This window comes from Geodermatophilus sp. URMC 64, assembly GCF_053502555.1.
The window spans coordinates 4,664,642-4,689,760 of record NZ_CP199955.1; the positions used below are offsets into that span (position 1 = coordinate 4,664,642).

30 protein-coding genes and 1 other RNA gene are annotated in these 25,119 nt (G+C 73.3%); 7 read left to right on the forward strand and 24 right to left on the reverse strand.

Going from position 1 to position 25,119, the window contains the following annotated elements; all coding sequences use genetic code 11:
- The 4 genes from ACWIYF_RS22745 to ACWIYF_RS22760 all read right to left on the reverse strand — a co-directional run bounded on the left by ACWIYF_RS22745 (position 1) and on the right by ACWIYF_RS22760 (position 4,155).
- Positions 1 to 1,182 carry an anti-sigma factor RsbA family regulatory protein gene (locus ACWIYF_RS22745; RefSeq protein ID WP_448625089.1) on the reverse strand — a complete coding sequence of 394 codons (1,182 nt, stop codon included), beginning with the start codon at positions 1,180 to 1,182 and terminating at the stop codon, positions 1 to 3.
- 160 nt (positions 1,183 to 1,342) lie between these two features.
- Positions 1,343 to 1,783: an ester cyclase gene (locus ACWIYF_RS22750; protein ID WP_448625090.1), complete on the reverse strand. Its 441-nt coding sequence runs from the start codon at positions 1,781 to 1,783 to the stop codon at positions 1,343 to 1,345.
- Between the two features lie 71 nt (positions 1,784 to 1,854).
- Complete coding sequence (locus ACWIYF_RS22755) at positions 1,855 to 3,492, reverse strand: LuxR C-terminal-related transcriptional regulator (RefSeq protein ID WP_448625091.1); 1,638 nt, start codon at positions 3,490 to 3,492, stop codon at positions 1,855 to 1,857.
- A gap of 99 nt (positions 3,493 to 3,591) precedes the next feature.
- Complete coding sequence (locus ACWIYF_RS22760; protein WP_448628792.1) at positions 3,592 to 4,155, reverse strand: DUF5655 domain-containing protein; 564 nt, start codon at positions 4,153 to 4,155, stop codon at positions 3,592 to 3,594.
- A gap of 175 nt (positions 4,156 to 4,330) precedes the next feature.
- Here ACWIYF_RS22760 and ACWIYF_RS22765 point away from each other — a divergent pair, with 175 nt between their 5' ends.
- The 3 genes from ACWIYF_RS22765 to ACWIYF_RS22775 are packed head-to-tail and all read left to right on the forward strand — an operon-like array spanning position 4,331 to position 6,467.
- Positions 4,331 to 4,498, forward strand: a complete 168-nt coding sequence (locus ACWIYF_RS22765; RefSeq protein ID WP_448625092.1) for a PP2C family protein-serine/threonine phosphatase — start codon at positions 4,331 to 4,333, stop codon at positions 4,496 to 4,498.
- A 42-nt stretch (positions 4,499 to 4,540) separates the two neighbouring features.
- Positions 4,541 to 5,431: an SMP-30/gluconolactonase/LRE family protein gene (locus ACWIYF_RS22770; RefSeq protein ID WP_448625093.1), complete on the forward strand. Its 891-nt coding sequence runs from the start codon at positions 4,541 to 4,543 to the stop codon at positions 5,429 to 5,431.
- Positions 5,432 to 5,456: 25 nt separating this feature from the next.
- The gene (locus ACWIYF_RS22775) at positions 5,457 to 6,467 is read left to right on the forward strand and encodes an LLM class flavin-dependent oxidoreductase (RefSeq protein WP_448625094.1); all 1,011 of its coding nucleotides are present in this window, start codon (positions 5,457 to 5,459) and stop codon (positions 6,465 to 6,467) included.
- 73 nt (positions 6,468 to 6,540) lie between these two features.
- Here the strand turns inward: ACWIYF_RS22775 and ssrA are convergent.
- From ssrA to ACWIYF_RS22800, 5 genes are all read right to left on the reverse strand, one after another.
- Positions 6,541 to 6,924: a transfer-messenger RNA gene (ssrA, locus tag ACWIYF_RS22780) on the reverse strand.
- An 81-nt stretch (positions 6,925 to 7,005) separates the two neighbouring features.
- Positions 7,006 to 8,154, reverse strand: a complete 1,149-nt coding sequence (locus ACWIYF_RS22785; RefSeq protein WP_448625095.1) for a magnesium and cobalt transport protein CorA — start codon at positions 8,152 to 8,154, stop codon at positions 7,006 to 7,008.
- A 220-nt stretch (positions 8,155 to 8,374) separates the two neighbouring features.
- On the reverse strand, positions 8,375 to 8,905 hold the full coding sequence (locus ACWIYF_RS22790) for a carboxymuconolactone decarboxylase family protein (RefSeq protein WP_448625096.1): 531 nt from the start codon (positions 8,903 to 8,905) through the stop codon (positions 8,375 to 8,377).
- Positions 8,905 to 9,780: an SCO6745 family protein gene (locus ACWIYF_RS22795; protein ID WP_448625097.1), complete on the reverse strand. Its 876-nt coding sequence runs from the start codon at positions 9,778 to 9,780 to the stop codon at positions 8,905 to 8,907. The genes ACWIYF_RS22790 and ACWIYF_RS22795 overlap by 1 nt, the downstream gene beginning before the upstream one ends.
- A gap of 14 nt (positions 9,781 to 9,794) precedes the next feature.
- On the reverse strand, positions 9,795 to 10,790 hold the full coding sequence (locus ACWIYF_RS22800) for a GNAT family N-acetyltransferase (protein WP_448625098.1): 996 nt from the start codon (positions 10,788 to 10,790) through the stop codon (positions 9,795 to 9,797).
- A gap of 166 nt (positions 10,791 to 10,956) precedes the next feature.
- Between ACWIYF_RS22800 and ACWIYF_RS22805 the strand changes: the two genes are divergently transcribed.
- Positions 10,957 to 11,280 (forward strand): GYD domain-containing protein, encoded by a 324-nt coding sequence (locus tag ACWIYF_RS22805; RefSeq protein WP_448625099.1) that lies wholly within the window; start codon positions 10,957 to 10,959, stop codon positions 11,278 to 11,280.
- Positions 11,281 to 11,283: 3 nt separating this feature from the next.
- On the opposite strand, the gene ACWIYF_RS22810 is transcribed toward ACWIYF_RS22805, so the two are convergent.
- The 8 genes from ACWIYF_RS22810 to prfB all read right to left on the reverse strand — a co-directional run bounded on the left by ACWIYF_RS22810 (position 11,284) and on the right by prfB (position 17,169).
- On the reverse strand, positions 11,284 to 11,655 hold the full coding sequence (locus ACWIYF_RS22810; RefSeq protein ID WP_448625100.1) for a VOC family protein: 372 nt from the start codon (positions 11,653 to 11,655) through the stop codon (positions 11,284 to 11,286).
- Positions 11,655 to 12,548: an amidohydrolase family protein gene (locus ACWIYF_RS22815; protein ID WP_448625101.1), complete on the reverse strand. Its 894-nt coding sequence runs from the start codon at positions 12,546 to 12,548 to the stop codon at positions 11,655 to 11,657. The genes ACWIYF_RS22810 and ACWIYF_RS22815 overlap by 1 nt, the downstream gene beginning before the upstream one ends.
- Positions 12,545 to 13,465, reverse strand: a complete 921-nt coding sequence (locus tag ACWIYF_RS22820) for an NADP-dependent oxidoreductase (protein ID WP_448625102.1) — start codon at positions 13,463 to 13,465, stop codon at positions 12,545 to 12,547. The genes ACWIYF_RS22815 and ACWIYF_RS22820 overlap by 4 nt, the downstream gene beginning before the upstream one ends.
- Positions 13,462 to 13,938, reverse strand: a complete 477-nt coding sequence (gene smpB / locus ACWIYF_RS22825; protein WP_448625103.1) for an SsrA-binding protein SmpB — start codon at positions 13,936 to 13,938, stop codon at positions 13,462 to 13,464. The genes ACWIYF_RS22820 and smpB overlap by 4 nt, the downstream gene beginning before the upstream one ends.
- A 34-nt stretch (positions 13,939 to 13,972) precedes the next feature.
- A complete protein-coding gene (locus ACWIYF_RS22830; RefSeq protein ID WP_448625104.1) occupies positions 13,973 to 14,101 on the reverse strand; it encodes a hypothetical protein in 129 nt (42 codons plus the stop codon).
- A gap of 227 nt (positions 14,102 to 14,328) precedes the next feature.
- On the reverse strand, positions 14,329 to 15,213 hold the full coding sequence (gene ftsX / locus ACWIYF_RS22835) for a permease-like cell division protein FtsX (RefSeq protein ID WP_448625105.1): 885 nt from the start codon (positions 15,211 to 15,213) through the stop codon (positions 14,329 to 14,331).
- Between the two features lie 51 nt (positions 15,214 to 15,264).
- Positions 15,265 to 15,945, reverse strand: coding sequence for a cell division ATP-binding protein FtsE (gene ftsE, locus ACWIYF_RS22840; protein ID WP_448628793.1), 681 nt, complete (start codon positions 15,943 to 15,945; stop codon positions 15,265 to 15,267).
- A 111-nt stretch (positions 15,946 to 16,056) separates the two neighbouring features.
- Positions 16,057 to 17,169, reverse strand: a complete 1,113-nt coding sequence (prfB, locus tag ACWIYF_RS22845) for a peptide chain release factor 2 (protein WP_448625106.1) — start codon at positions 17,167 to 17,169, stop codon at positions 16,057 to 16,059.
- A gap of 52 nt (positions 17,170 to 17,221) precedes the next feature.
- Here prfB and ACWIYF_RS22850 point away from each other — a divergent pair, with 52 nt between their 5' ends.
- A complete protein-coding gene (locus tag ACWIYF_RS22850) occupies positions 17,222 to 17,509 on the forward strand; it encodes a DUF6343 family protein (RefSeq protein ID WP_448625107.1) in 288 nt (95 codons plus the stop codon).
- Positions 17,510 to 17,517: 8 nt separating this feature from the next.
- Here ACWIYF_RS22850 and ACWIYF_RS22855 read toward each other — a convergent pair whose 3' ends face one another.
- Positions 17,518 to 19,248, reverse strand: coding sequence for a putative bifunctional diguanylate cyclase/phosphodiesterase (locus ACWIYF_RS22855; protein ID WP_448625108.1), 1,731 nt, complete (start codon positions 19,246 to 19,248; stop codon positions 17,518 to 17,520).
- A 143-nt stretch (positions 19,249 to 19,391) separates the two neighbouring features.
- A complete protein-coding gene (gene cutA, locus ACWIYF_RS22860) occupies positions 19,392 to 19,721 on the reverse strand; it encodes a divalent-cation tolerance protein CutA (protein ID WP_448625109.1) in 330 nt (109 codons plus the stop codon).
- 52 nt (positions 19,722 to 19,773) lie between these two features.
- On the opposite strand from cutA, the gene ACWIYF_RS22865 reads away from it, so the two are divergent.
- On the forward strand, positions 19,774 to 20,010 hold the full coding sequence (locus ACWIYF_RS22865; RefSeq protein ID WP_448625110.1) for a hypothetical protein: 237 nt from the start codon (positions 19,774 to 19,776) through the stop codon (positions 20,008 to 20,010).
- Between the two features lie 21 nt (positions 20,011 to 20,031).
- Here ACWIYF_RS22865 and ACWIYF_RS22870 read toward each other — a convergent pair whose 3' ends face one another.
- The 5 genes from ACWIYF_RS22870 to ACWIYF_RS22890 form a co-directional block, all read right to left on the reverse strand.
- On the reverse strand, positions 20,032 to 20,928 hold the full coding sequence (locus ACWIYF_RS22870) for a hypothetical protein (protein ID WP_448625111.1): 897 nt from the start codon (positions 20,926 to 20,928) through the stop codon (positions 20,032 to 20,034).
- A gap of 232 nt (positions 20,929 to 21,160) precedes the next feature.
- On the reverse strand, positions 21,161 to 21,565 hold the full coding sequence (locus ACWIYF_RS22875) for a hypothetical protein (protein WP_448625112.1): 405 nt from the start codon (positions 21,563 to 21,565) through the stop codon (positions 21,161 to 21,163).
- Entirely contained in the window at positions 21,562 to 22,431 is an 870-nt protein-coding gene (locus ACWIYF_RS22880; protein WP_448625113.1) for an endonuclease/exonuclease/phosphatase family protein, read from the reverse strand. The genes ACWIYF_RS22875 and ACWIYF_RS22880 overlap by 4 nt, the downstream gene beginning before the upstream one ends.
- A gap of 10 nt (positions 22,432 to 22,441) precedes the next feature.
- Complete coding sequence (locus ACWIYF_RS22885; RefSeq protein ID WP_448625114.1) at positions 22,442 to 23,713, reverse strand: alpha/beta hydrolase; 1,272 nt, start codon at positions 23,711 to 23,713, stop codon at positions 22,442 to 22,444.
- 54 nt (positions 23,714 to 23,767) lie between these two features.
- Positions 23,768 to 23,992: a hypothetical protein gene (locus ACWIYF_RS22890; RefSeq protein ID WP_448625115.1), complete on the reverse strand. Its 225-nt coding sequence runs from the start codon at positions 23,990 to 23,992 to the stop codon at positions 23,768 to 23,770.
- A 273-nt stretch (positions 23,993 to 24,265) separates the two neighbouring features.
- Between ACWIYF_RS22890 and ACWIYF_RS22895 the strand changes: the two genes are divergently transcribed.
- Positions 24,266 to 25,099, forward strand: coding sequence for a mycofactocin-coupled SDR family oxidoreductase (locus ACWIYF_RS22895; protein WP_448625116.1), 834 nt, complete (start codon positions 24,266 to 24,268; stop codon positions 25,097 to 25,099).
- The last annotated feature ends 20 nt before the right edge of the window (positions 25,100 to 25,119 follow it).

A 25,119-nucleotide genomic window follows, 5' to 3' on the forward strand; every position in this document is an offset into this window, starting at 1 on the left:
CTACCCCAGACCGTGGGGCGCCAGGACCAGCTCGCACTTCGGGCAGCGCAGGTCCCGCCGGACGTCGACCCACGCCCAACCGTCGATCCGGAGGAGCCGGTCCGCGTCGACGAGGTCGCAGAACGACGTGCCGTCACCGTCGACCGCGTGCACCGTGCCCGTACGCGGGGGCGCCCCGGACGACGTGCCGGCGCCGGGGACGACCGCGTCCACCGTGCGGTCCGCCGGACCGGGCAGCCGTCCGGCGCGCAGCCGCACGGTGAAGCCGTCGGCGTGCGGGATGAGGGCGATGTCGAGGTCGGCGAGCTGGTGGCACAGCCACAGCCCGAGTCCGGGACCGGCCGAGCCCTCCGGGGCGGGGATGAGGCCGGTGAGGGGGTGTGCCGGGCCGGCGCCGGTGTCGTGGACGCACACCACCATCCGGTCGGTCGCCGTCCAGACCCGGACCGTGGTGGGCGGGCGTCCGTGCAGCTCCGCGTTGACGACGACCTCGGCCAGCGCGAAGAGCAGGTCGTCGAGTGCGGCGGGGCCGATCCGGCCCGCGGCGACGTCCGCGACGCGGCGCCGGGTCTCCTTCAGCGACGCGCCGGTCAGTTCGAGGGCCGGGGCGGTGGACTGCAGCGGATCGAACTCCGGGGGCAGGCTCTCGAACGCGTCGACGTCCTGGTAGCGGGGGCTGTCGGCCGCACCGCCGTCGGGCGTGACCAGGCGACGGTGGGTGCGTTCCACGACGTCACGCACGTCGTCCGGCACGCTGGTGGCGTCGTACAGGCAGCGGCTCCAGACGGGGTGGTCCTGCCAGACGGTGTTGACGGCGGACTCGTACCGGTCCCAGCCCGCGAAGCGGCCGCCGTTGCCCTCGTGCGGAACCTCCCCGGTGATCCGGATCTGGCCGGCACCGGCGGACAGGTGCCGGTCGAACTCACGCCGCCACGCTTTGAGGGCACGTGCGGGCGAGGCGTACAGGCGCGCGTCGCCGATGAACGTGACCCCGTCCGTTCGGGGCAGCGCTCGCCGGATCAGGTCGCACTTGCGTTCGTCGTACCCGATGACGACCGGTTCGCCCGCGGCCACCCCGCCGGTCACGAATGGCACGATCAGCGCCAGGAACTCGCCGTCGTCGACGTAGAACCCGCCCTCGTGGAAGTTCCCGACCCAAGCGCGCGCCGCACCTGTCCTCATGGCTTCGCCTCCAGGACCCGGTGAGAAACGCTACGCCGATCACTCGACGTGGTCGCGTCGGAGGCAGGCTTCCAGTTGCTCGGGCGCGTCGCCGACCACGCGGCCCGTACCCGACCTGACGCCCGCCTGCTCTCTCCCGGCCTCCGCGCCGGGCGGCAGGTCACGCGGAGGCCGGGACGGCGGCGTCCTCCCCTTCCTCGGCGGCGACGAGCCCGCTCGTGTCGGCCGCTCCCCACAGCTCCGCGACCTTGCCGTCCACCACGCGGTACACCTCGATGCCGGTCAGGGTGACCGTGCGCCCGCTGGGCGGGATGCCGAACAGCGTCCCGCCGTGGACGGCGCGGGTGGTGTAGCGGACCGCGACCCGGTCGCCCTCCGCGATCAGGTCCTCGATCTCGTTGCGGCAGTCCTGCAACCCGGCGTGGAGCAGGACCGCCGACTGCACGAGCCCGTCGGCGTCAGGGCTGCAGCCGGGCGGCATGCCGTGCGCGCGGAAGTCCGGCGCGAGGAGCGACGTCAGGCCGTCCCGGTCGACGGCGGCGAACGCGGCGTACAGCCGCGTCACGATCTGCTTGTTCATCTCTGCGGTGTCGGTGGTCATGACCGACGAGGGTGGAGCGGTCCCGCGCCGCGAGCATCGGGGGAATCCCGCATCTTCGGCCTGGTCCGCGGTCAGCCCGTCCGGACCGCGTGCGCCACGGCCTGCGCGCGATTGCGCAGTCCCAGCTTGGCCAGGATCCGCCCGACGTGGTGCTCGACCGTCTTGGCGCTGATGAACAGCCGGTCGGCGATCTCGGCGTTGGTCAGGCCGTGGCCGAGCAGCTCGAGGACCTCGGCCTCCCGCCGGGTCAGCGGCGCCGAACCCCTCGGACCGGGCAGGGACGCCACGCCGAGGAGACGGAGAAGGGCGGCCGCGGCGTCGGCGTCGCGCCGCGCCCCGGCCCGGGAGAAGGCCTCGTGCGCGCTGCTCGCGTGCGCGACGGCGACCTCCGGGCAGGTGGACGCCACGTCCCGGGCCAGCTCCAGCTGGGTCTGCGCGGCGTCCACCGGGAGATGCGCCCGCGCGAACGTGGTCAGCGCCTCGTGCAGGCAGGCCCGGGCGTCGCCTGCCCCCGTTGCGATGCACAGCCTGCCCCGCGCCAGGGCCGCGACGGCCTTGAGCGGATCACCGGACTGGTGCGCGGCCAGGCCCGACAGTCGATCGGCCACCCGGGCGGCGTCCTCGACCGCGCCCGCCGCCAGGTGCACGTCGACGAGCAGGGCGAGCAACGCGCCCTCCGTGGCGTCCTCGAGGCCCGTCGCGGTCAGGGAGCGCTCGAGCAGGTCCTGGGCCAGAGCCGTCTCGCCGCGGGCGAGATGGAGCGCGGCGAGCGGCCGGACGGCGCTCTCGTGCTGCCCGAGCCCGGTCAGCAGCTGGCCGGCCTCCTCCGCCCGGCCCTGGCGCAGCCGCAGGTCGGCCAGGCGGCACAGGACGTTCGCCCGGATCTGCTCGTGCTCGGCCGGGAAGCTGCGCAGCGCCGCGGTGAGGGCGTCCTCGGCCTCGGGCCACCGGCCTGCGGCCACCAGGAGCCCGCCGTAGTACGCCCGGCAGTACCCGCCGATCGTGGAGAGCCGGCGGCGCCGGGAGACGTCATCGGCGGCGCGCAACCACTGCTCGGCACGGACGACGTCGTTGGTCCGCTCGCAGACGTTGAACAGCCCGCAGAAGACGCTCTCCGCCACGGAGACGTCGCCGACCTCGCCTGCGCACACCGAGGCCAGGGCCTCGTCCAGGTACCGCAGCCCGCGGGGGAACCCGGAGAGGACCAGCATGATCCCCAGAGAGGCGAGCGCCTCGCACTCGAGGTCGCCGTCCCCGCATCGGCGGGCCACGTCGATCGCCTCGAGGTAGAGCCGCTCCTGCGCGTGCAGGTCACCGCCGCCCTGCGCCTCGGCCACCAGCACCCAGCCGTGCTCGTTACCGTCCTCCCCGGCCTGCTCGAGCAGGGTGCGGGCCCGGGCGACCCAGCCCCCGTACACCGCCCACTGCCCGTGGACGGAGCCGTGGAGCCAGCCGAGCGACCGGGCCGCCCGGGCGGCACCCAGGAGGTCGCCGTCCCGCCGGTAGGAGAGGTACGCCCGCTCGTAGGCGGCCATCGCCGCGGCGTAGTCGGCACCGAGGTGATGTGCCTGTGCGAGACCCTCGTGGACCTCGCCGGTGTCCCGCTCCTGTGCGACCAGCTCGAAGATCTGCCGCGCGGTCTGCGCGTCCCCGCGGCGACAGGCCTCCTGGCCGTCGCGGATCCTGGCGTCGTCCGACGCTGCAGTCACCGGGCGATCGTGGCACGCCCGAGCGCCTCGATCGCCGTCCGCTGCCACCCGCGGGACGACAGCGCGCCCGACTGACCGGACCACGCGCGACCAGGCCCGTCAGACGTTGGCCGCGTACGCCTGGGTGAGCAGGTCCACGACCTCGTCGTCGACGTCGTCCGGGACGCCGAGGCCGAGCCGCACCGTGCAGGCACCGTTGCCGACGCTCCGGGCGGGCAGCAGCCGACCGCCCGGCTCGCGGTCGGGCAGCCGCAGCCCCAGGTCCACCCGGGTCCGCGTCGTCGCCTGGACGACGGCGAACGTGCGCCGCGGGCTGACCAGCGACACGTATCCCTTCCGCGCCTGCACGTGCACCTCGCCCACGCCGAGGGCGGCGGTGACCACGGCGTCGTACACCGGCCGCAGGGCGGGCTTGCCGGCGTACTGGCCGTCGACCAGCTCGTCCGCCGTGGCCGTGAAGAAGTCCGGGTACCCGAACCGCTCCATGACCAGCAGCATCTGCGGGTAGCCGGTGATGCCCCGGTCCGCGAGCCACGTCCGCACGTCGGGCTCGCTCGCCAGGCCCGCCTCCCGGACGCGCGCCGACCAGGTCGCGACGTCGTCGCCGGTCGCCTCGACCAGCCGCCGCTCGATCCAGTCCCGCATCTCCGCCCAGCTGCGCATCTCCGCCACCCGACCATCCTGGGACACGCGGCGGCGCGCGCTCGACCGTGCCCTTCGCCCACTACTCCCCGGGCCAGCTGCACGACGCCCGGCTGATCGACGCGCTGCGGCGGGCAGTTCGGCGCGGCATGGCCTCGGCGCGGCGTCCCGCTCGATCGCGCCCGGCGACCGGCTCGTGCTGTGCAGCGACGGCCTGTTCAACCACGTGCCGGACGACGAGCTCGGCGCCCTGGTGCTCGACGGGCGCACACCCCAGGCCGCGGTCGACGCACTCCTGGAGCGGGCGCCGGCGCGCGGCGGCGACGACAACCTGTCCGTCGTCGTCGCCGATGTGTGCGCTTGACCGCGGACTAGGCTCCGGCGTACCACGGCGGCGAGGTGAGCCATGCGGGAGATCAGCACCGTCCTGGACGGCCTGTCCTACCTGGAGTGCCCGCGCTGGCACGAGGGCCGGATCTGGGTCTCGGACTTCTACACCCACCAGGTGCTCTCGGCCCGCGAGGACGGCGGCGACCTCCGGGTCGAGGCGGAGGTGCCGGGCCAGCCGTCCGGACTCGGGTGGCTGCCGGACGGTCGGCTGCTGATCGTCTCCCAGCACGACAGTCGGCTGCTCCGTCGCGAGGCCGACGGGTCCCTGGTGACACACGCCGACCTGTCGGCGCACGTCACCGGCGAGCCCAACGACATGGTGGTCGACGAGCAGGGGCGCGCCTTCGTCGGCAACTTCGGCTTCGACCTGATGGCCGGCGCCCCGGTCGCACCGACCGTCCTGCTGCGCGTCGACCCCGACGGCGCGGTGAGCCAGGTGGCCGACGACATGTGGTTCCCGAACGGCAGCGTGATCACCGACGACGGCGTCCTGCTGGTGGACGAGTCGTTCGGCAACCGGATCACCGCCTTCGACATCGGGGCCGACGGCGCGTTGACCAACCGGCGGGTGTGGGCGTCGTTCGGTCCGCTGCCGACCGACCGCGACCTGCAGGCGGCGCTCGGGCAGCTGGCGGTCGCGCCGGACGGGTGCGGCCTGGACGCCGAGGGCGCGCTGTGGGTCGCCGACGCGCTCGCCGGCCGGGTGCTCCGCCTCCGAGAAGGCGGCGAAGTCCTGGAGGAGCTGCCCGTCGGCACCGGCGTGTTCGCGTGCATGCTCGGCGGTTCCGACGGTCGAACCCTGTTCCTCTGCAGCGCGCCGGACTTCGACCGCACCGCCCGGAGCGCCGCGCGCGAGGCTCGCCTGCTCTCCTGCCGGGTCGACGTGCCGCACGCCGGCCTTCCCTGACACCACCGTCCCCCAGGAGGAGTGCATGCAGGTCTCCGTCGCCTTCCCGACCGCGCTGGACTCGCACGAGAACATCGCGCTCGCGGAGGAGCTCGGGTACGAGCGGGCCTGGCTCTACGACACCCCGCAGAACAGTCCCGACGTCTGGATGGCACTGGCTCTCGCCGCGGAGCGCACCACCCGCATCGGCCTCGGGCCGGGCGTCCTCGTGCCCTCGCTGCGGCATCCGATGGTGAACGCCGCCGCGACAGCGGCCCTGGTCGCGCTGGCACCCGGCCGCGTCGAAGTGGCGTTCGGCACGGGGTTCTCCGGACGGCGGGCCATGGGCTATCGAGGCATCCGGTGGTCGTTCATGGCCGACTACATCCGGGCCTACCGGGGGCTGCTGCGCGGGGAGGTCGTCGAGTGGGAGGGCGCCAAGATGCAGATGCTGCACCCGGCCGGTCACGCGCCCGCCCGACCGATCGACGTGCCGATCCTGATCAGCGCCCTGGGCCCGAAGGGGGCCGAGGTCACCCGGGAGCTGGCCGACGGGCTCTACGCGACCCTGCAGCTCCCCGACTTCGCCCGGGAGTTCTCGCGCGTCTCCTACCTGGCCTGGGGCACCGTGCTCGACGAGGGGGAGGACCCGACCTCCGAGCGCGTCCGCCTCGCCGGCGGCCCGGGCACTGCCCTGGCCTGGCACGGCGCGTACGAGTTCGGCGGCCAGGCAGCGGTGGCCGACCTGGCCGGGGGACAGGCCTGGAACGACGTGGTGAGCCGGACGCCCGACGAGCTGAGGCACATCGCCGTGCACACCGGTCACTGCGTCGAGCTGAACGAGGCCGACCAGGCCGCCTGGGACGCGGGGGGTTCCACGCTGCTCGAATCGACCACGCTCAGCGGAACGGCCGAGCAGGTGCGCGGCAAGCTCCAGGATCTGGCCGACGCCGGTGTCACCGAGATCGTCTTCCAGCCGTGCGGGCCCGACGTCCGCCGTGAGCTCGAGAGGTTCCTCGAGGCCGCCCGCAGCTCGACGGCTGCGGCCAGGAGCTGAGCGACCGGCGTCGCAGACGCGAGAAGGCCGGGGACCACTGCTGTCCGCAGTGGTCCCCGGCCTTTCGGTGGTGGGGTGGAGGTGGCGGGAATCGAACCCGCGTCCTACGACGCCAGTCCAGGGCTTCTCCGAGCGCAGTCCGCTGTGCCTCTGCTCGACCCCACCGATCTCACGAACAAGTCGGTGTGACGGGCCCAGTCGCTGTGAGATGTCCCGTACGCGCCCGCGACCGGCACGCACGGTGAGTCATCTAGCTGATGCCAGGATCCGGACCGATGACGAACCCGGGCTGACAAAGGCCTACTTCGCTAGCTGTCAGGCAGCGAGAGCGAAGTTGGCCTTGGCGTCACTCTTGGTGGCGCTTATAGGTGTGCAACGCGTGGTTAACGAGCTCATCGTTGCCTTCCTCGGCTCGCTTCCCCTGGTCGAACGACCGCAGTCGAGACCATTCACCCCCTGTGTAGTTGTGCAGACAGGGTAACCGCAGGCCCCCGCCTGATGTTCCCCGCGCCACGCGCCGGTCACCCGACAGTGGGCCTCAGATCCAGTCGCGGCGCTTGAAGACCAGGTACAGCGTCACGCTCACCCCGAGCATCAGCACCAGGGCGAACGGGTAGCCGAGGTGCCAGCGCAGCTCCGGCATGACGTCGAAGTTCATCCCGTAGACCGTCCCGACCAGCGTCGGCGCGAACAGGATGGCGGCCCAGGCGGAGATCTTCTTGACCTCCTCGCCCTGCGCGATGCTCGCCTCGGTCAGCTCGCGGATCTCGTCGTTCTGCCGCTGCGCGACCAGCGTCGCGTTCACCGTCAGGATGTCGCGCAGCTGCAGCCGGAAGCCCTCCACGCGCTCGTTGACCTGGACGACGTGGTCGGCGACGTCGCGCAGGTAGCTGCGCAGGTCCTCGTCGACGCCGTACTTGTCGAACCCGGCGGTGATCGCGGCGAGGATGCCGGTCAGCGGCTGCGCGGCCCGCTGGAAGTCCAGCACCTCCTGCGACAGCTCGTAGATGCGCCGCGACACCCGCGGGTCGCCGCGGAACACCTCGGCCTCGATCTCGTCGATGTCGTTGGCCAGGCCGTCGACCACCGGCCGGTACCCGTCGACGACGGCGTCGAGGATCGCGTAGAGCACCGCCTCGCTGCCCTTGGCCAGCAGGTCCGGCTCGCTCTCCAGCCGCCGCCGCACCCGGGAGAGGTCCGGCGACTCGCTGTGCCGGACGGTGATCGCGAACTCCCGGCCGAGGAAGAGGTGCAGCTCGCCGAACTCGACCTCCTCGAGCTCGTCGACGTAGCGCGCGGCCTTGAGGACGACGAACAGCGTGTTGCCGTAGCGCTCGAACTTCGGCCGCTGGTGGGCCTTGATCGCGTCCTCGACCGCCAGCTCCGGCAGGTCGTACTGCTCGGCCAGCTCGCCGAGCTCCGCCGGCTCCGGCCGGTACAGACCGAGCCAGACCAGGCGGTCCTCCCCCTGCGCCAGCTCCTCCCGGCTCTCGGCCGCGGTCGCCGGCGTGGCCACGCGGCGGCCCGCCGAGTAGACGGCGTTGTCGACGATCCGCGACGAGGCGCCGCGCGGGTCCCGCGTCGGCTGGGGCTGCGTCACGGGCACGGTCGGCGTCGGGCGCGGCTCGACCCGCGGGCGGCGGGTGAGCGTGGAGAGGGCGGTCAGCGGAGTGCGGCGGTCGGCCATGACGGGCTCCCGGGACGACGCGGGGACGGGGGACGCCGGAGAGGTCCTCCCCCGCGCCGACCGGGCGTCAGGCGGGGCGAACCTCGGGACTCGGACTGGGAGGCTCGCTGCGCATCGCTCGGCCCTCCCCTGTCGTCGCGGGCCGCCGTCCGTCGCGGAGGCCGTCGTCCATCGTGACACGCCGTGTCCAGCGCGCCACCCCCGGGCGGGTGAGCGCCGCTCAGCCGGCGACCTCGCCGTCCGGCGGCGGCACCCGCAGGGCGACGAGGAAGCGCGACACCATCGCGTACCCGGCGACCAGCGCGGCGAGCTCCACGACCTGCCGCTGGTCGAGGTGCTCCTGCACGGCGGCGAAGACGTCGTCCGGGACGTCGACCGCGCGGGTGGAGGCGTCGGTGAAGGCGAGGACGGCGGCCTGCGCGGGAGACCAGACCGGCTCCTCGCCCCCGGACCGCAGCACCCGCAGCTGCAGGTCGGCGAGCCTGGCGCGGCGGGCGATGGGCTCGTGCGCCGCCCACTCGAACGCCGCGCCGTTGAGCACCGCGACGCGCAGGATCACCAGCTCGCGCAGGTCGGCCGGCAGGGTCGTCCCCGACCGCAGCGCGCCGAGCAGCGCGTTCCAGCCCTCGGCGACCGGCGGGCTGTGCAGCAGCAGCCGGTCCAGCGTGGAGAGCTCCCCGCCGCGGCGGGCCCGCATCAGCTCGGCGACCGGTCCCTCGTCGGGCGCCTCGGGCAGCCGCGGCGGGTTCATCAGCGCCCGGCGAGCAGGCCGCTCGGGTAGGCGCCGGCCGCGACCAGCCGGGCGGAGAGCGCCTTGCCCAGGTCGACCACGCGGGCGGTGCGCTCGGCGCCGAGGTGTTCCCAGGGCGCGGCCGACATCTCGTCGGTCTCCACCTCGATCTGCGCCCGCAGCGCCGCGCCGTCCGGAGTGAGCTGCCCATCGGCGAGCAGTTCCCGCTCGGTCAGCGACGCCGTCGTGGCGGCCCAGTCCTCGTCGCTCCAGCCGCGGGTCGCCTTGGCGCCGGACTCGGTGAACCCGCGGCCGGTGACCGTGTGGGTGATCAGCGCCTCGAGTCCGGTCAGCCCGGCGCGCAGCAGGGCGGCGAGGTGCCCGTCGCCGCGGTGCTCGCGCAGCAGCGTCGCGCCGTGCCACAGCACCAGCAGCGGCTCCTCCGGCCAGGGCAGGTCGGCGTGCCCGGCGTAGAGCGGACGCGCCTCGGCGGTGAGCACGCCGCACGCCTCGCGCACCAGCTCGGCCAGCTCCGCGATCTCCGGGGAGCCGGCCACGTCGGCGCCGAGCAGCCGGGTGAGCGACGCGCGGGCAGCGTCGAACCGGGCGGCCACCACCTGCTCGGGCTCGGCGAGCGTCCAGGCGCGCGGGATGTGCCGGGCGACCAGCGCCGGCGCGAAGTTGTAGAAGGTCGCCGCCACGACACCCGGGCCGACCCGGCCCATCGGCGCCGCCCGCCCGGCGAAGTAGCACATCCGCCCGGGCCGCAGCCCCACCGCCGTCAGGTGCTCGTCGTGCTCCGGGGCGAAGTAGAGGTGGTTGTGCAGCGGCTCCACGGCACGGTGGGCGCGGGCCACCACGCGCGGATCCAGGGCGAGGTGATCGACGCTGACCATGCGCCGCACCCTAGCTACGCGCGGACGGGCGCCAGAGCGCGGGCCCAGGACACCTGGCTGCGCCGCGTGGTGAAGCCGAGGCCCTCGTAGAGGCGCAGCGCCCCGGTGACGTTGTCGCTGTCCACCTGCAGGCCCGCGGTCTGGCAGTCCGAGTCGACGGCCACCTGCATCGACCGCACGATGGCCGCGCTCGCCAGCCCGCGGCCGCGCGCCTCGGGCAGCGTGCCGATCTGGCCGAAGTGGGCCTCGCGGACGCCGGTGGCGCGGGTGTCGGACTCGTAGACGTAGACCAGCGTGTAGGCGACGACGGCGCCGTCGGCGAGCGCGAGCACCGAGAGGTCTGGCCGGAAGGCGCGCTGCCCGGTGAACATGACCTCCCACGAGGCCGGATCGCGCTCGCTGGACCCGTGGTGCGCGGTGAAGGCGGCGTTGTGCGCGCGGCGGACCTCGTCGTCGCGGTCCCAGGTGAACGGGACCAGGTCGACACCGGACACCGTGGGGACGTCGGGCAGGTCGGTGAGCGGGCGCTCCATCATGCGGTACCAGCGCACCGCGGTGAGCTCGGCGCGGCGGACCAGCGCCTCCAGCGACGGCATCGTGGTGGGGACGGCGACCGCCAGCCGGCCCGGCGCCTCGGGGTGCCGCTCGGCGTGGATCTCCGCGCCGCGGGCGAGCTGCCACGCCAGCAACGCCCGCCCGATCCCGCGGCCGCGGTGCGCCGGGTGCACCCGCCCCTCGAGGTAGACGGCGAAGGCGTCCCGGAACGTGGGCGGGGCGATCGCGGTGGCGTATCCGAGCAGGGCGCCGTCCGCTCCGTGCACCGCGAGCCCGTCGCGGCGCAGGTCCACCAGCTCGTTGACCCACCACTCGGTGAGGTCGTCGGCGTCGAAGTGCTCGCCGGTGTCGTCGGCCTCCTCGGCGGCGTCGAGCAGCGCGGCGACGGCATCGACGTCGTCCGGGGTCAGCGGCCGCGAGGTCAGGCCCTCGGGCAGCGCGGGAGCGGTCGGCACGCAGCGAGGCTAGGGAGCGGGGCGCGGCGTCGCGAACCGAATTCCCGACCCGACGGCTGGTCGCCGCCGCGCCGCCCTCGCGCGAGGCCGTGAGCGCCCCCGTTGTGCGACTCCGGAGACGTGCGGACCATCGCCTGCGCACGGGGACCGAGTGGAGGCGGGTGCCATGCCTCACTACATGTTCATCGCCAACTACTCCGCGCAGGGCACGCGGGGCCTGCTCGCCGCCGGGGGGAGCTCCCGGCGGTCCGCGGTCGAGAAGATGGTGTCCGGTGTCGGCGGCCGCCTGGAGAGCTTCTACTACGCCTTCGGCAGCGACGACCTGTACGCCATCCAGGAACTTCCCAACGCCGAGACCGCCGCGTCACTGGCGCTCACCATCAACGCCAGCGGAGTCGGCAGCGTGCGCACCGTCGTCCTCATGACGCCCGAGGAGGTCGACGCCGCCGCGCAGATCCACCCGGACTACACCCCGCCGAGCGCCGGCTGAGAGCTAGCCCCGGGTCCAGAGGCAGAACGGGTGGCCGGCGGGGTCTAGGTAGACCCGGACGCCGTCCTGCGGCTGGAACTCGGCCGGGCGGGCGCCGGCGGCCTCCGCGACGGCGCTCGCGGCGGCGAGGTCGTCGACCTCGATGTCGAGGTGCACCTGCATCTGCTGGTCGCCCGGGCCGGCGGGCCACACCGGCGGCACGTGCTCGGGCTCCTCCTGGAACGACAGGCCGGGGCCGCCGTCCTCCGGGCGGAGGGTCACCCACCCCTTCTCGGTCGACCCGAACGGCCAGCCGAGCAGCTCCTGGTAGAAGGTCGCCAGCGCGGCGGGGTCCGGTGTCCCCAGGACGGCGGACGTGAGCGTGAAGCGCGGCATCAGGACTCCACTCCGAACAGTCGGGCGCCGTTGCCCCACAGCACGGCGCGCAGCCACTCCTCCCCCAGGTCCAGCCGGTGCAGCGCCGCGAGCTGGTGCGCGTACGGGTACGGGATGCTCGGGAAGTCGCTGCCCAGGAGCACCTTCTCGCCCAGCGCGGCCAGCCGCGACCGGTCGGCCGGGTCGAAGGGCATCAGCCGCTCGGTGAAGTCGGTGGCGAACATCGTCGTGTCCAGGTGCACCCGCTCGTAGCGCTCGGCGAGGTCGAGGAACGCGCCGTACTCCGGCATGCCGAGGTGGGCGATCACCAGCCGCAGCCGCGGATGCCGCTCGAGCAGCCCGGTCATCGGCTCCGGCCCGGTGTGCTCGCCGGCCAGCGGCCCGGAGCCGCAGTGGATCACCACCGGGGTCCCGGTCTCCTCGAGCCGCGCCCACACCGGCTCCAGGAGGTGGTGCCGCGGATCGAAGGCGCCGACCTGCACGTGCACCTTGAACACCCGGGCGCCGCGGTCGAGCGCCTCGGCCACGTAGGCCGGCGCCTCCGGCTCCGGGTAGAACGTCGCCGACTGCAGCACCCGCCGGTCGCGCTGGGCGAAGTCCGCGGACCAGTCGTTGAGCCAGGCGGCCATCCCGGGCTTGTGCGCGTAGGGCAGCGTCGGGAAGGCCCGGACGCCGAGCCGCTCGAGCACCGCCAGCCGCTCGTCGTCGTCGGGGATCGCGTAGGCGATCGGCCAGTGCGCCCCGTAGTGCGCCTCGGCGTCCTCGAAGTACTTCCAGACCTTGGCCTGCACGCGGTCGGGCAGGAAGTGCACGTGCGCGTCGATCAGCCCGGGCAGCCCCAGCTCGCGCCAGTACCGGGGGACGTCGGCGTCGTCCTCGGGAGGCCTGATCACAGCGTCACGACGACCTTGCCGCGGACGTGGCCGTCGCCCACCAGCCCCTGTGCCTCGCGGACCTGCTCCAGCGGGAACGCCTTGGCGACCGACACCCGCAGCTGGCCGGCGTCGGCCATGCGGGCCAGCTCCTCGAGGTCGTGCTGGTCGGGGCGGACGAAGACGTAGCGGCCGCCGAGCTCGCGCACCCCGGGGTCGACGACGGAGGCGATGCGGGCGGGGTCGCGCACCTGCCGCGGCGCGTCGGCGAGGGTGTCGCCGCCGACCAGGTCGAGCACGGCGTCGACCGGCTCGGGGAGCTGCCCGCCGACCGGCCCGGCGGAGTAGTCGAACACCTCGGCGGCGCCGGCGTCGCGCAGGAAGCCGTGGTTGCGGGGACTCGCGGTGGCGACGACGTGCGCCCCCAGCGCGGCCGCGATCTGGACGGCGAAGAACCCGACCCCGCCGGCGCCGCGGTGCACCAGCACCCGGTCGCCCTCGCCGACGCCGAGCGCCTCGGTCAGCGCCTGGTAGGCGGTCAGCCCGGCCAGCGGCACCGCCGCTGCCTCGGCGAACGACAGCGACCGCGGCTTGAGCGCCACGCAGCGCTGCGGCGCCGGCACCAGCTCGGCCATCGCGCCCCACTGCACGTCGTCCCGCCGGACGTAGGCGAACACCTCGTCGCCGGGCGCGACGTCGGCGACCGCGGGCCCCGCGGCCTCGACGACGCCGGCCAGCTCCCAGCCGGGAACGATCGGGAAGTGGTGCGGGAACGCCCCGGCCAGGCGCCCGGCGCGGATGGCCAGGTCGACGGGGTTGACGCCGGCGGCCCGGGTGCGCACCAGCACGGTGTCGGGCCCGACCGGCGGCTCGGGCAGGTCGTCGCGCACGCTCAGGACGCCGACGTCCCCGAACCGGTCGTAGCAGGCACCCCTCACCGGCGGCCCTTGACGTAGCGGCCGAACGCCTTCTGGATCTCCCGCCGCGAGTCGCGCTCGGCGAGGTCGTGCCGCTTGTCGTAGGACTTCTTGCCGCGCGCGAGCGCGAGCGTGGCCTTGACCTTGCCGTCCTTGAAGTACAGGTCCAGCGGGACGAGCGTGAGCCCGCCCTCCTTGGTCTTGCCGATGAGCTTGTCGATCTCGGCCCGGTGCATGAGCACCTTGCGCTTGCGCCGCGGCGCGTGGTTGGTCCAGGTGCCCTCGGTGTACTCGGGGATGTGCACGTGCTGCAGCCACACCTCGCCGTTGTCGACTGTGGCGAACCCGTCGACCAGCGAGGCACGGCCGGCACGCAGGCTCTTCACCTCGGTGCCGGTGAGCACCAGGCCCACCTCGTAGGTGTCGAGGATCGAGTAGTCGTGCCGCGCCTTCTTGTTCTGGGCGATCAGCTTCCGCCCCTGTTCACGCGGCATGCCCCCAGGCTACCGAGGACGGCGTCCCGCCCGGTCAGCGCGGCAGGTTCTTCTGCACCGCCGACCAGGTCATCAGCAGCGCTGACGTCGCTCCCCAGGCGGCCGTGCAGACCAGCCAGAGCGGCGTGACGGCGACCGCGGTGGCCCGCTCCGCGGCGCTCACCGGCACTCCCCGCAGGGGCACAATCCGCTCCAGAGGGTGCGCAACCGTTCGCGCATGCTCGATCAGCCCTTTCCACGCCATCGGGGAACGCCTGCTGTTTACCCGCCAGTAATCCGGCTCACACACCGGCCTCGCGTGGTGATCAGGGTCACGGACGCAGGGTGGCGACACACCGCCGCACGGACGGTGTGTCGCCACAGATCGAGGACCCTGGGGGCGGCAGTTCCCTACATGCGGACGTAGAGGCGCAGCGTCACGTAGGCGGCGATGCCGGCCAGGCCGACACCGGCCGCGGCGATGATCGGGCTGATCGTCGCGATCGCGCCCCAGTCGACCGGCGGGATGATCCCGGCCTTGATCGGGCCGGCGAGCGTCTTGTCGACGAACAGCACCTTGGTGAGCACGAGCCCGCCCACCGCGAGCAGCGCGCCGATGAGCCCCGCGACCGCGGCCTCGAGGATGAACGGCAGCTGGGTGTACCAGCGGGAGGCGCCGACCAGCCGCATGATGTTGGTCTCGTTGCGCCGGTTGAAGGCCGCGAGCTGGATCGTGTTGGAGATCAGCAGCAACGCCGCCAGGGCTTGCACGACGGCCACCGCGATCGTCGCGTTGCGCGCGCCGTTGAGCAGGCTGAACAGCCGGTCGAGGAAGTCGCCCTCGTCGCGGACCTGGTCCACGCCGTTCTCCCCGTTGGGGAACTCCGCGGCGATGACCGAGTAGCGCTCGGGGTTGACCAGCTCCACGCGGAAGCTCTCCGGAAGCGCGTCCGGCGGGGTGTTCTGCACCAGCTCGGGCTGCTGGCTGAACTGCTGCTGGAAGCGCTCGTAGGCCTCTTCCTTGGACTCGTAGACGTAGCTCGCCACCTCGGGGGAGCCCTCGAGCTTGGTCGCGATCGCGTCGCGCTGCTCGTCGGTGACGCCGTCGGCCAGGAAGATGGAGACCTGCACCTTGTCGTAGTAGATCTCCTTCATGTCGGAGATCATCCCGGCGATCAGCAGGCCGGTGCCCATGAGCCCGAGGGAGATGGCCGTCGTCAGGATCATCGCGACCGTCATGGTCAGGTTGCGACGCAGCCCGGTGGCCACCTCGGAGAGCACGAAGTTGACGCGCATGGAATCCCTGTCGTAGGTGTCGCTCGTGAAGCGGGGTCAGCGGCCCGGCAGCTATCGGCCGACGCCGTAGACGCCGCGCGACTGGTCGCGCGCGATCACGCCGCCGTTGAGCTCGATGACGCGCCGGCGCATGGAGTCGACGATGTGGTAGTCGTGCGTCGCCATGATCACCGTGGTGCCGGTGCGGTTGATCCGCTCCAGCAGCAGCATGATCCCCTCGCTGGTCTCGGGGTCGAGGTTGCCGGTGGGCTCGTCGGCCAGCAGCACGAGCGGGCGGTTGACGAACGCGCGGGCGATGGCCACCCGCTGCTGCTCACCACCGGAGAGCTCGTGGGGCATGCGGTTGGCCTTGCCCTCGAGCCCGACCATCTCCAGCACCTCGGGGACGACGCGCTTGATAGTGCGCTGCGGCTTGTTGATCACCTCGAGCGCGAAGGCGACGTTCTCGGCCACGGTGCGGTTGCGCAGCAGGCGGAAGTCCTGGAAGACGCAGCCCATGGTGCGGCGCAGCTTGGGCACCTTCCACTTGCTCATGGTGTTGAGCGTCTGGCCGTTGACCGTGATCGTGCCCTCGGTGGGGTCGTCCTCCTTCAGCAGCAGCCGCAGGAAGGTCGACTTGCCCGAACCGGAGGACCCGATGAGGAAGACGAACTCGCCCTTCTCGATCTCGGTGGACACGTCATCGAGGGCCGGCCGTCCGCTGGCCGGGTAGAGCTTGGTGACGTGTTGCATTTCGATCACGAGGTTCCACGGTACCGGTCCCCTGCCACCCGGCGCCGCGTACGCCACGGAACGCTCCGGAGTTGATTCTCCCCAGCCGCGTGATCAGCGGCCCGGGGAAGGTCAGGAGGCGGGCACGGACTCCTGCTGACGGCGCCAGCGGATGCCGGCCTCGATGAAGGAGTCGAGGTCGCCGTCCAGGACGGCGGTGGTGTTGCCGGTCTCCTGCTCGGTCCGCAGATCCTTGACCATCTGGTACGGGTGCAGCACGTAGGAGCGCATCTGGTTGCCCCAGCTGCTGCCCTCGCCCTTCAGGGCGTCCATGGCGGCCCGCTCCTCCTCCTGCCGCTTGGCCAGCAGCCGGGCCTGCAGCACGCGCATCGCGGCGGCGCGGTTCTGGATCTGGCTCTTCTCGTTCTGGCAGGAGACGACGATGCCGGTGGGCAGGTGGGTGATCCGGACGGCGGAGTCGGTCGTGTTGACGCTCTGCCCGCCGGGACCGGACGAGCGGAAGACGTCGATGCGGATCTCGTTCTCCGGGATGTCGACGTGGTCGACCTGCTCGACGACCGGCAGCACCTCGACGCCGGCGAACGACGTCTGCCGGCGGCCCTGGTTGTCGAACGGCGAGATCCGCACCAGCCGGTGGGTGCCCTGCTCGACCGAGAGCGTGCCGTAGGCGTAGGGGTGCTTCACCGCGAAGGTGGCCGACTTGATGCCGGCCTCTTCCGCGTAGGAGATGTCGTAGACCTCGACGGGGTACTTGTGCCGCTCGGCCCAGCGCAGGTACATGCGCATGAGCATCTCGGCGAAGTCGGCGGCGTCCACCCCGCCGGCCTCCGAGCGGATGGTGACCAGCGCCTCGCGGGAGTCGTACTCGCCGTTGAGCAGGGTGCGGACCTCGAGCTCGTCGATCTCCTTGCGCAGGGTCTCCAGCTCGCGGTCGGCCTCGGCGAGGCTGCCGGCGTCGCCCTCCTCCTCGGCCAGCTCGTGCAGCACGGCGGCGTCGTCGAGCCGGCGGCGCAGGTCCTCGACCCGGCGCAGGTCGCCCTGCAGGTAGGAGAGCTTGGAGGTCAGCGCCTGCGCCCGCTCGACGTCGTCCCACAGGTCGGGCGCGGCGGACTGCTGCTCCAGCTCGGCGATGTCGCGCCGCAGCTTGTCGACGTCGAGGACAGCCTCGATCGACTTCAGGGTCGTGTCGAGTTCGTCCAGGACGACGGAGAAGTCAGCGGCCACGTCCACCCAGGGTAGTCGCGCCGCGAGGATCGCCGGAGTAGGGACGAGGGGCATGGAGGAACCCCGTGAGAAGCGGTCCCGCGAGGACTACGAGCGCGGCCTGCCCGACTACCACGATCCGACGGCGGGCTTCGGCGGCGCGCCTCCGGCGCAGTCGGCGCTGACCCTGCGCCTGGTGCTGGCGGTCTTCGGTCTGCTGGTCTGCGTCGCCGGCGGCGTCGTGCTGCTGGTGGCCGGCGTTCCGGTCTGGGTCGCGGTGGTGTTCTTCGTGCTCGCCGCGGTGGCCCTGGTCGACCTCGTGGTCGTCGTCCGCCGCAAGGCCCGCGGCGAACCCGGGTAGGCGATGCCTCAGCGGGCGGAGGACGTCGAGAGCCGCGGAGCCCGGCGCCAGACCGACATCCAGCGCTCGAGCTCGTCGGCGGGCATCGGCCGGGCGATGTGGTAGCCCTGCGCGAAGGTGCAGCCCAGCTCGGCCGCCAGCTGCAGCTGCTCGGCGGTCTCCACGCCCTCGGCGAGGGTGCGCGCGCCGCAGGCCGCGGCGAGCCCGACGACGGCGGCGATGGCCGCGGCCGCGGAGCCGGCCCGCCCGTCGATCCCGGCGACCAGGCTGCGGTCGATCTTCAGCACCCCGGTCGGGATGTTGATCAGCTGGTTGATCGACGACCAGCCGCTGCCGAAGTCGTCGATGGAGACCTCGACGCCGGAGCGCCGCAGGGCGGCGAACTGCGCCGCGGCCCGCTGTGGTTCCTCGGCGACCGAGGTCTCGGTGAGCTCGATGACCAGCCGCTCCGGGGGGAGGCCGGCGGCGGCGAGGGCGTCGGCGACGTCCTGCACGAGCGTGCCGGTGGCGAAGTGGCTGGCGCTGATGTTGACGCCGGTGACCAGCTGCAGGCCGCGCCCGTGCCACTCGGCCGTCTGCCGGGCGGCTTCGGTGAGCACCCAGCGGGCCAGCGGGGCGACGAGGTCCTGCCGCTCGGCCGCCGGGAGGAACTCCCCCGGCGGCAGCAGGCCGCGCTCCGGGTGCTGCCAGCGGACCAGCGCCTCGACGCCGCTGCACTCGCCGGTGGGCAGGAACATGATCGGCTGGTAGTGCAGGACGAGCTGGCCGTCGTCGATGGCGTCGCGCAGCTCGGCGGCGAGCAGCGCCTTGTGCTCGGCGGCGTGCCGCAGATCGGTGGTGAAGACCCGCACGCGGTTGCGCCCGGCCGCCTTGGCCGCGTACATCGCCAGGTCGGCGTCCCGAACCAGGTCGGTGGAGCGGACGGCAGGCACGTCGCCGGCGCCGGTGGTGGCGATGCCGATGCTGGCGGTCAGCCGCGCGGTGCGGGCACCCAGCGCGAACGGCTCCTCGAACGCGCTCTGGAAGCGGGCCGCCAGCGCCTCGGCGCCGGCGGCGTCGCAGTCCCGGCAGAGGACGACGAACTCGTCGCCGCCGAGCCGGCCCACCGTGTCGCCGGCGCGGGTGCGGCCGGTCAGCCGCGCGGCCAGCTGCCGCAGCAGCTCGTCGCCGACCTCGTGGCCCAGCGAGTCGTTGACCTCCTTGAAGCCGTCGACGTCGAGGAAGAGGACGGCGACCGCGCCTCGGCCGCGACGCTGCAGTTCCTCGTCGATCAGCTCGTGCAGGTGGGCGCGGTTGGGCAGCTCGGTGAGGTGGTCGTGGCGGGCCTGCCAGGCCGACGTCCGCTCGGCGCGCACCCGGCCGGTGATGTCGGTGTGCGTGAGGACGATCTGCCCGGCCTCGTCGACCCGCGAGGCCTGCAGGTGGATCCAGCGGGTGCCGTCGGGCCGCGGCACCGCGTAGTCGACGGAGACCGCGTCGCGCTCGCCGCGGGAGAGCTCCCGCAGCGACTCGATCACCGAGCGGGTCGCGGCGTCGTCCCGCCGGCGCAGCGCGGTGTCGAAGTAGTTCTCGTCGACGCCGACGACGATCCGGCTGGCGGCGAGGTCTCCGGTCACGGCCATCCAGGCCGCGTTGGCCAGCAGCACCGTGCCGTCGGCATCGAGGAGCAGGGTCGGCGAGGGCAGCGCGTCGAGCACCGCGTCGACCCGTACGGCCTGGTTCGCCGCTCGTGCTGGCACGCGCCCTCCCGAACCCGCGGAGCGTCGTCCTCGTCGCTCCTCTCCCGTCCACCATCGGCCGGGGGCGCCCTGTTGTTCAGTTCCGCCACGCGGTCGGACCCGTTTGGGTGAACGCGGGCGGCGTGTCGGTCCGGACGCGCGGTTCAGGCCTCCCGCGTCTCGGCGGCCAGCCATTCCAGGTAGGCGGGGTTGCCGCCGACGACCGGCAGCGCGAGCACGCAGGGGACGTCGTAGGGGTGCAGGTCACCGGCGCGGGCCACGATCGCCGGCACCAGCGAGCGGCGGGTGTGCAGCGCGACGCGGGCCTCCACCTCGTCGTGGACGGCGCCCTGCCAGCGGTAGATCGAGCGGATCTCGCGGGTCGTGTGCCCGCAGGCGGCCAGCCGCTCCTCGACCAGCGTGCGGGTGAAACCGGCCAGCCAGTCGGCGTCGTCCGCGGTGACCACGACCTCGCAGAACTCCTCGCTGTCCACGCGGCGATCCTGCCGTGGGTGCAACGCCCGCAGGTCGGGGTAGGGCGCTGCCATGAGCGACTTCGTGACGATCAAGCTCGACGGCGAGGAGTACGTGCTGCGGCCCCAGGAGGGGCAGCTGCAGGTGGGCCGCCGGGTCGGGGGCGACGTGACCTGGCTGGACGACGTCGACACCAGCGTGTTCCCCGATGCCGCCCGCAGCGCGATCGAGCGGGGCGACGCCGCCGACCCGGCGCTGCTGACCGCGCTGCGCGGTGTCGTCCAGGCGGAGGTGGAGCGCGGCGGCTGAGCCGCCGCGCTCCACCGGGGGTCACCTCAGTTCGACGACGAGGTGCATCCCCATGACGGCGTGCGGCATGCCGGTCTCCTCGTCTGCGACGAAGCAGAGCAGCACGTAGGTGCCGGCCGGCAGGTCGTAGGTCACCTTGATCCGCTCGCCGGGCGAGACGACCTCGTTGCCGACCGACGGACGGGACGGGTCGAGGAACGCCGGGGGTTCCTCGCTCTCGCTCTCGAGCGCCGCCTGCACCTGCTCGTCGGTCGTCCCCGCCACCACCGGCTCCATGATCATGAAGTGCGGCGTGTCGTCCTCGTTCGCGAAGCTGTAGGTGCCCTCGGCCGGCCAGACGCGCGGGGCGTAGAAGCGCTCGTCCACCGTCGTCACCAGCACATCGCTGTCCACGCCGCTGTCCCGGTCCCCGTCGTCGGTGACGGTGAGCGTCGTCACGGCCGGCGCGGTGCCCTGGAAGTTGGCCAGGTCGACGAGGTTGTAGGTGCCCGCCTCGAGTCGCGTCGTGACGACCAGCGGCGTGTCCTCGGCGACGTCGGCGAGCCCGTGGAACGTGGCCTCGTCGTCGATCTCCCGGGTCGACCGGGCCCGGGCCTCGGCGTCCTCGCTGAACTGGTCCGCCAGGTCGGCGAAGAACTCGTCGAGCGTCACGCCGTGGTCCAGCTCGAACAGCTCGATCGCGCTGCCTCCGCCGCCTTCCGGCGTCTCGGGGTTCGTGGTGGACACCTCGAACCGGATGGGCCCGGCCGGCACGCTGTCGGGGGTCACGGTGACCGAGTCGCCGTCGCCGACCACTTCGACGGTCGGGATGTCGGCTCCGTGGTGGTCACCGTGGGGATCGTCGTGCGCGAGCGCCGAGGGGGCGCCGGTGACGACGAAGGCGGTAGCGGTGATGAGGACGAGGGTGTGACGGAGCATGCGACGTCGCACGGGTGTTCCTCTCGCAGTCCGGACAGTTCGGCTCCCCCGCTGCGTGCCACCGGCCGCGACCAGCCGACGGCCCGGGCAGGATGTCAGCGCTCTGCAACCGCCGGAACCCGGAGCGCACGAAATCGGTCCACCGGTGCGGCCGGTCGGGGCAGGCTGTCTCACGGCGAGTTCACAGCGCGACGGACCTGTGACTGTTCGGGAACGGGCGCGCCCGGCGACGTCAACGGTCGCGAAGCCGCCGCACGAACGCCAGCCCGGACCACGTCGCGTCGACCGCGCACACCTTGACGTCGACCAGCCCCTCGGCGAGGCCGAAGTCGCGGACGACGTTCTCCGTCAGGTCGGTCGGCACCCCGCTGCTCTTCTTGGGCCAGCACACCCACAGCCGTCCCGCCGTCTCCAGCCGCGGGACCAGCGCCGGCCAGCGGCTGCGCAGCCGGGCGGCGTCCGGGGCGAACAGCAGGACGACGTCGTAGGGCTCGCGGCCGGGCCGGCGGTGCGGGGTGACGCCGTCGGGCAGCGGCTCCAGCGGCAGGTCGCCCGGGGCGCCGTCGAGGAGCACGCGGGCGCCCGGCTTGATGCCGAGCTTGGCCGGCAGCGGCGTCCCGCTGTAGCCCGCCGTCACAGCTGGTCCGGCCACAGCAGCCGCGCGGTGTCGTCCCAGGTCTCGAGCCCGCGGCCGCCGCCGAGCGCGATGCCGTCGAGCTCGAGGTCGGCGAGCAGCCCCCAGTGGTCGGACGGCGCCGCCTGCGCGTCGCCCTTCAGCACGACCCTGGCCGAGCGGACGACGACCCGCGGCCGCCAGGTGAACGGCGAGCCGACGAAGACGTAGTCGATGCGGCGCGCGTGCTCCGGCTGGGCGAACACCGCGGCGGCGAACGGCGCGACGTACGGGTTCGCCGACGACCACGTCGCAGGCTCCCCCTCCCCCGCCAGCGCGAAGGCGTCGGCCCAGGAGGTGCTGCGGCCCTGCAGGCTCTGCAGCCCGGTGAGGAAGCGGATGCTGGCCGCCTCCGGTGTCGCGTCGAAGTCGCCGGCCAGGATCGGCGGGTACTCGTCCCCGGCGGCGAGCTCGGCGAGCCCGGCGTCCAGGGCGACGACGGCGTCCTCGCGCAGCGCCTCCTGGTGCGGCCAGCCGTGGGCGGTCGTGGCCGAGCAGAACCAGAGGTGCGCCCCGCCCACGGAGACCCGGACGGCGAGCCCCACGCCGCCGTGCGGCAGTTCGATCACGCGCCTGCCGCGGACGGGGTGCCGGGTGGCCACGGCGATCCCGGGGTCGCCGCGGTACTCGCCGTCCCGGCGCTCGTAGACGACCTCGTAGCCGAGCGGGGCGAACAGCTCCTCGGCCTGGTTGCCCGACCCTGGCCCGCTGTCGACCTCCTGCAGGGCGATCAGGTCGGGCGCCAGGAGGCCGACCTCCTGGCGCAGCAGCCGGGCACGGACGTCGTAGGGGCCGCTGCGGGCCCAGATGTTCGCCTGGAGGACGCGCACCCCGCGCAACCTACGGGGTCCCGTCGTCCCCGATCGTGCGCAGCCCGGCGCCGGGACAGGACGACGTCCGCGAGCCGACGCAGCTGAGGAACGCGGTCTCGCGCGCCTGGTAGGCGGTCGGCTCGGCGTTCCAGGAGCGGACGTGCCCGGCGCCCTCGACGAGCACCTCCTCCACCAGGTCGGGGTGCGCCGCGCGCAGCGCGTCGCTGGTGGCGACCGGCACGGTGTCGTCGGCGGTGCCGTGGAAGACCAGCGCCGGCACGCGCAGCCAGTCGCCGGGCAGGTAGTCGACGGCGTCCCAGTCCAGGTCGTAGCGCCGGCCGGCGATCCACTCGGCCGTCGCGGTGAGGACGTCGGGGATCGGCGTCCCCAGCACCGGCAGCTCGCGCCGGCTCGCGCCGTGCTCGACGGCGGCCCGCAGGTCGAGCGCCGGCGCGTCCAGGACCACGCCGGTGACCAGCGACGCGGACCCGGAGTGCTGCAGGAACGACGCGACGATCGCGCCGCCCATCGACGCGCCGAACAGGACGACGCGCTCGGCCCCGTGGTCGACGGCGAACGCGACGGCCTGCTCCAGGTCGCGCCACTCGGTGGCGCCGTAGCCGTACCGGCCGCTGGAATCGGCCGGCGCGTCGGGGTCGTTGCGGTAGCCGATGAGCAGCACCGGCATGCCGACCGTGATCGCCGGCCCGGCCGCGCGCAGCGGCTCCGCGGGCGAGGAGCCCTTGCCGTGCACCCCGATGAACCAGGTCGACGTCGGTCCGTGGACGTACCAGGCGGGGCACTCGCCGCCAGCGCACGGGAAGGTGGCGTCCTCGTAGGCGACGCCGTAGGCGGCCTGCGGATCGGCCCAGACGTCGGCCTTCAGGGCTGCGGGGGTGCCAGGGTCGGGCGGGGTCCCGGTGGTGACCGTGAGCGTGCGGGTGACGCCGGCGCCGTCCTGACCCGGCTCGCCCCCGAGCACGCCGGCGCCGTCGGGCCAGACCAGGCCGTAGATGTCGCCGGTGATCAGCGGATCGGGGTCGGGGTCGCCGTCGGTCCGGCGCAGCACGACCGACGACCCGGCGGCGGACTCGACGACGAGGTCGTAGCGCTGGGGCTCGTCCTCGTGGTCGGCGGCGAGCGCCTCCGACTCGATCTGCCCGGCGTAGTACCAGCCGCCCCCGCCCAGCAGGACGGCGACCAGCAGCACGAGCACGCCGAGGACGACGAGCAACCGGCGCAGCAGCCGCCGCCGGCGAGGGCGGACGGGCCCGGCCTCCACGACGCCCTCGCTGACCATGGCCGCAACCTATGCGACCGGATGTCAGCCGCCGGGCGAAGGTGGCGGTGAGGGTCAGAGGCCGGGTACGCCCGCCAGGACGCTCCCCGTACCGCTGATCCGCTCCGACGGGGAGCTGCCGTGGGTGTACCGGACGGTGCGCCACTGCCCGGGCGCCCAGGCCCGCATCATCAGGCCGTCCTCCGAGAGCGCGACGAGCGCTGCGCTCTCCGTGACCAGCAGGCCCGCTTCCACGAGCTCGTCCTCGCCACCCGCGTTCTGGACCGTCCACACCGGCATGCGCGCTCCCTGGCTGTTCGGAGACGTCGGCGCCTGTGCTCGGCGCACCCATGCACCCAACCGAGCACGGCGAGTCATCGTCAACGGGCAGCGGGCGTGGCATCGCTGTCCGTCAACGGAACGGAATGGACCGGAATGGGCGCAGGTCAGGCGACCGCGGAGAGCCGTCCGGTTGACGCACGGCTGCCCCGTTCAGTAAGCACCGGCCCGAGCGCGGTCTCGGTATCCACGCGGCCTGCTCTCGCCATGCATGGACTCGTCGAGGAGGAACCGATGGCAGGACGTGTAGAGGGAAAGGTCGCCTTCATCACCGGCGCGGCCCGCAGCCAGGGCCGCAGCCACGCGCTGCGGTTGGCCCAGGAGGGGGCCGACATCATCGCCGTCGACATCGCCGGGCCGGTCCCGTCGATCCAGATGTACCCGCCGGCGACCGAGGAGGACCTCGAGGAGACCGTCCGGCAGGTCGAGGCGCTGGACCGCCGGATCGTCGCCACCAAGGCCGACGTCCGCGACACCGGGGCGCTCAAGGCCGCGCTGGACGAGGGGATCGCGCAGCTGGGACGGCTGGACATCGTGCTGGCAAACGCCGGCGTCTTCGAGCTCGCGCCGTCCCTGGAGCTCTCCGACGACGCCTGGCAGGAGATGCTCGACATCAACCTGACCGGCGTGTGGAACACCTGCAAGGTCGCGCTGCCGCACCTGATCGAGAACGGCGGCGGGTCGATCGTGATCACCAGTTCGACCGCGGGGCTCAAGGGAACGCCCAACACCATCCACTACACGGCGGCCAAGCACGGCGTCATCGGCATCATGCGGACGCTGGCCAACGAGTTCGGCAAGCAGTCGATCCGGGTCAACACCGTGCACCCCACCGGCGTCGACACGGTCATGATCCAGAACCCGAAGGTCTGGGGGCTGTTCACGCCCGACGACCCCGAGCCGACCAAGGAAAAGTTCACCGAGCTGTTCGAGACGCTGCACCCGCTGCCGGTCCCGTACGTGGAGGCTGTCGACATCTCCAACGCGATCCTGTTCCTCGTCTCCGACGAGGCCCGGTACATCACCGGCGTGACCCTCCCGGTGGACGCCGGCTACACCGTCAGGTGAGCCGCCGGAGGGACGGGACG

What these genes read in the sequence shown, in the direction of transcription:
- ACWIYF_RS22810 (WP_448625100.1), bottom strand. Translation starts at nt 11,655, where the DNA reads ATGCCGCGCTTCACGCTCACGTCCGCCGTCCTGGGGACACCGGACCCC.
- ACWIYF_RS22865 (WP_448625110.1), top strand. Translation starts at nt 19,774, where the DNA reads ATGAGCGACTTCGTGACGATCAAGCTCGACGGCGAGGAGTACGTGCTG.
- ACWIYF_RS22895 (WP_448625116.1), top strand. Translation starts at nt 24,266, where the DNA reads ATGGCAGGACGTGTAGAGGGAAAGGTCGCCTTCATCACCGGCGCGGCC.
- ACWIYF_RS22795 (WP_448625097.1), bottom strand. Translation starts at nt 9,780, where the DNA reads ATGGTCAGCGTCGATCACCTCGCCCTGGATCCGCGCGTGGTGGCCCGC.
- ACWIYF_RS22770 (WP_448625093.1), top strand. Translation starts at nt 4,541, where the DNA reads ATGCGGGAGATCAGCACCGTCCTGGACGGCCTGTCCTACCTGGAGTGC.
- ACWIYF_RS22890 (WP_448625115.1), bottom strand. Translation starts at nt 23,992, where the DNA reads ATGCCGGTGTGGACGGTCCAGAACGCGGGTGGCGAGGACGAGCTCGTG.
- ACWIYF_RS22785 (WP_448625095.1), bottom strand. Translation starts at nt 8,154, where the DNA reads ATGGCCGACCGCCGCACTCCGCTGACCGCCCTCTCCACGCTCACCCGC.
- ACWIYF_RS22750 (WP_448625090.1), bottom strand. Translation starts at nt 1,783, where the DNA reads ATGACCACCGACACCGCAGAGATGAACAAGCAGATCGTGACGCGGCTG.
- ACWIYF_RS22870 (WP_448625111.1), bottom strand. Translation starts at nt 20,928, where the DNA reads ATGCTCCGTCACACCCTCGTCCTCATCACCGCTACCGCCTTCGTCGTC.
- ftsX (WP_448625105.1), bottom strand. Translation starts at nt 15,213, where the DNA reads ATGCGCGTCAACTTCGTGCTCTCCGAGGTGGCCACCGGGCTGCGTCGC.
- ACWIYF_RS22790 (WP_448625096.1), bottom strand. Translation starts at nt 8,905, where the DNA reads ATGAACCCGCCGCGGCTGCCCGAGGCGCCCGACGAGGGACCGGTCGCC.
- smpB (WP_448625103.1), bottom strand. Translation starts at nt 13,938, where the DNA reads ATGCCGCGTGAACAGGGGCGGAAGCTGATCGCCCAGAACAAGAAGGCG.
- ACWIYF_RS22775 (WP_448625094.1), top strand. Translation starts at nt 5,457, where the DNA reads ATGCAGGTCTCCGTCGCCTTCCCGACCGCGCTGGACTCGCACGAGAAC.
- ftsE (WP_448628793.1), bottom strand. Translation starts at nt 15,945, where the DNA reads ATGCAACACGTCACCAAGCTCTACCCGGCCAGCGGACGGCCGGCCCTC.
- ACWIYF_RS22745 (WP_448625089.1), bottom strand. Translation starts at nt 1,182, where the DNA reads ATGAGGACAGGTGCGGCGCGCGCTTGGGTCGGGAACTTCCACGAGGGC.
- ACWIYF_RS22850 (WP_448625107.1), top strand. Translation starts at nt 17,222, where the DNA reads ATGGAGGAACCCCGTGAGAAGCGGTCCCGCGAGGACTACGAGCGCGGC.
- ACWIYF_RS22885 (WP_448625114.1), bottom strand. Translation starts at nt 23,713, where the DNA reads ATGGTCAGCGAGGGCGTCGTGGAGGCCGGGCCCGTCCGCCCTCGCCGG.
- ACWIYF_RS22760 (WP_448628792.1), bottom strand. Translation starts at nt 4,155, where the DNA reads ATGCGCAGCTGGGCGGAGATGCGGGACTGGATCGAGCGGCGGCTGGTC.
- ACWIYF_RS22805 (WP_448625099.1), top strand. Translation starts at nt 10,957, where the DNA reads ATGCCTCACTACATGTTCATCGCCAACTACTCCGCGCAGGGCACGCGG.